The 2,810-nt window shown below is 71.9% G+C and carries 1 protein-coding gene and 1 pseudogene; both read right to left on the bottom strand.

Translation table 11 applies throughout. The features are described 5' to 3' along the window. Positions 1 to 109 precede the first annotated feature (109 nt). Positions 110 to 2,671 (bottom strand): ABC transporter permease, encoded by a 2,562-nt coding sequence (locus tag ACFV61_RS30965; protein ID WP_380495209.1) that lies wholly within the window; start codon positions 2,669 to 2,671, stop codon positions 110 to 112. 59 nt (positions 2,672 to 2,730) lie between these two features. Then, positions 2,731 to 2,810: pseudogene (locus ACFV61_RS30960) on the bottom strand (ABC transporter ATP-binding protein); the annotation flags it as partial.

The following is a 2,810-nucleotide window of genomic DNA, read 5'->3' as shown; positions in this document are numbered from 1 at the left end:
CCCGCCGGCCCCCCCCCCCCCCCCCGCCCCGGGGGGGGCCGGCGACCCCGCGCCCCCCCGCGCGGGGCGCGCCCCGGCGGCGCCCCGGCCGCGCTTGCGCGGGGGGCGCCTACTCGCTCTTGATCGCGCCCAGGATGTCCATCCGGGCGGCCCGGTGGGCCGGCCAGAGGGCGGCCAGCAGGCCGATCACGGCGGCCGCGACCAGGAAACCGAGGATCTGCAGCGGCGGCACCACGGTGGTGATGTTCTTGAGCGAGTCCGCCATCGTGCGGGTGCCCGCCCAGGCCACCAGGATCCCGAGCCCGATCCCGACCGCGCCGCCGAACAGCGCGATCAGCAGCGACTCCAACCGGACCATCCGGCGGATGCCGATCCGGTCCAGGCCGATCGCCCGCAGCATGCCGATCTCCCGGCGCCGCTCGAACACCGACATCGCCATGGTGTTGACCACGCCGAGCACCGCGATCACCACGGCCATCCCGAGCAGCCCGTACATCATGTTCAGCATGCCGGTGATCAGCTGACGGTTCTCCGCCTTGATGTCCTTCTCGCCCTTGACGGCGATCAGCGGGTTGCCGCCGGTCGCGTCGCGCAGCGCCTGCTTCAGCTTCTCGTCCGCGCCGTTGGCGCCCTTCACCAGGACCTTCGCCGGGCCGGAGCCGGGCAGCGCGTGCGGGCCCACCACGTTGTCCGGGGCGACGATGTTGGCCAGCGCGCTGTTGGCCTCCAGCACGGCGCCGACGGTGAGCGAGCCCTTGGCCCCGCCCGGGTAGGTGACGGCCATGGTGTCGCCGACCTTGAAGCCGAGGCGCTGGGCGGTGCCCGAGCTCATCATCAGCTTGCCCTGCTTGAGGGCGTCCGCCGAACCGTCCTTGACCTTGACGGTGGCCAGCTGGTCGATGGTCGCGGCGTCGACGCCCGTCAGGAACTCGTAGTCGGAGTCGCCCTTGTCGGTCGTCACCCGGACTTCGCGCATCACGCTCATGGCGCTGACGCCGGGTGCCTTGGCGATCTGGCCGGCGACCTCGGGGGAGAGCTTCGAGCCGTTCTGCATGGCGACGGTGTAGTCGGCCTTGAGGTCGTCCGCGGTCGCCGCGTCGACGGCCTTGTTCACCGAGGCGCCGACCACGGTCAGCGCGGTGATCAGGGTGACGCCGATGGTCAGCGCCGAGGCGGTGGCCGCCGTCCGGCGCGGGTTGCGGATCGCGTTCTCCTGGGCCAGCTTGCCCGGCGTGCCGTAGAGCTTGCGCAGCAGCGGGGCGAACAGCGCGATCAGCGGCCGGGCCAGCAGCGGGGTCAGCACGAACACGCCGATCAGCAGGGTGCCCGCGCCGAGCCCGACCAGCTTGTACTCCTTGCCGCCCGCGCCCGCGGCCAGGGAGCCCGCGCCAGCCAGCGTGAACAGCAGGCCGATCGTGTTGCGCACCAGCAGGCTCTTCTGGGTGGCCGGCTGCTCGATCGAGCTCATCGCGGCCACCGGGGCGATCCGGGAGGCGCGCAGGGCCGGCAGCAGGGCGGACAGCACCGTCACCAGGACGCCGACCAGCAGGGTCACCGCGATGGTGAGCGGCTTGATCACCAGCGAGCCCTGCGGCATGGTGTCGTCCATCGCGCTGACCAGCGTCTGCATGCCGGCGCCGATCCCGATGCCGGCGAGCAGCCCGGCCGCCGAGGCGAGCAGGCCGACCAGCAGTGCCTCGACCAGCACGGAGCGGGTGATCTGCTTGCGGCTGGCGCCGATCGCCCGCAGCAGTGCGAGTTCCTTGGTGCGCTGGGCGACCAGCATGGTGAAGGTGTTGGCGATGATGAAGATGCCGACGAACAGCGAGATGAAGGCGAAGACCATCAGGAAGGTGCTCAGGACCTTGGTGCCCTGCTGGATCATCCGGTCCTGCTCGGCGGCGAGCTCGCGCCCGGTCTTCGCCTCGATCGAGTCGCCCTGCGGGGCGGTCTGCTTGACGGCGGCGAGCAGCGCGGTGTCGTCCGCGCCCGGCTTGCCCTTGACGTCCAGCTCGGCGTAGCGGCCCGGGCTCAGGTAGAGCTGCTGGGCGGTGGCGGTGTCGAAGGCGGCCAGCGAGCCGCCGGCCAGCACACGCGGGTCGTTGGTGGTCAGGGTGCCGGTGAGCTTGAGCTTCATCACCGGGCCGTTGACGGCGACCCGGACGGTGTCGCCGACCTGGTAGCCGCCCTTCTCGGCGGTCTTGGTGTCCAGTGCGATCTCGCCCGAGCCGTGCGGGCCGCGGCCGTCGACCAGCGGGTAGCGCGGGTCGGTGCCGTCGGCGCCCGGCACGTAGTTGGTGCCGGTGGTGGAGAAGCCGTTGCCGATCAGCGCGCCCTTCTTGTCGGCGATGCCGGCGAAGCCGCTGACCACGCCACGCGCCTCGGCGGCGCCGGGCAGTGCCGCGACCGCCTTGCGGATCTCCTCGGTGAGGGCCGGGCCCTCGGAGTCCTCACCGGTGTGGTCGTAGGCCTGGCGGGCGGCGTCGCGGTCGCTGACCGTGACGGCGATGTCGGTGTAGCTCTTGGAGTTCTGGGTCCTGAGCGCGTTGCCGAAGGTGTCGGAGAAGACCATGGTGCCGGCGACGAAGGCGGTGCCGAGCATGACGGCCAGCGCCGTCATGAGCAGTCGGCCCTTGTGGGCCAGCACGTTGCGCAAAGCGGTGCGGTACATGAGGGGGTGTCAGTCCTGGGGGTTCTCGAAGGTCGGGGGCGCGGGGCTGGCGGGATGCTCTAGCTGGTGCGGCCCTTGGCGTCGAAGCGGCGCATGCGGTCCAGGACGGTGTCGGCGGTGGGGTGGTGGAGTTCGTCGA

Origin of the sequence: Kitasatospora sp. NPDC059817 (assembly GCF_042731835.1) — a bacterium.
Classification (GTDB): domain Bacteria; phylum Actinomycetota; class Actinomycetes; order Streptomycetales; family Streptomycetaceae; genus Kitasatospora.
Note: the sequence above shows the minus strand (reverse complement) of the source record. Positions and strands in the feature narration are given on the sequence as shown.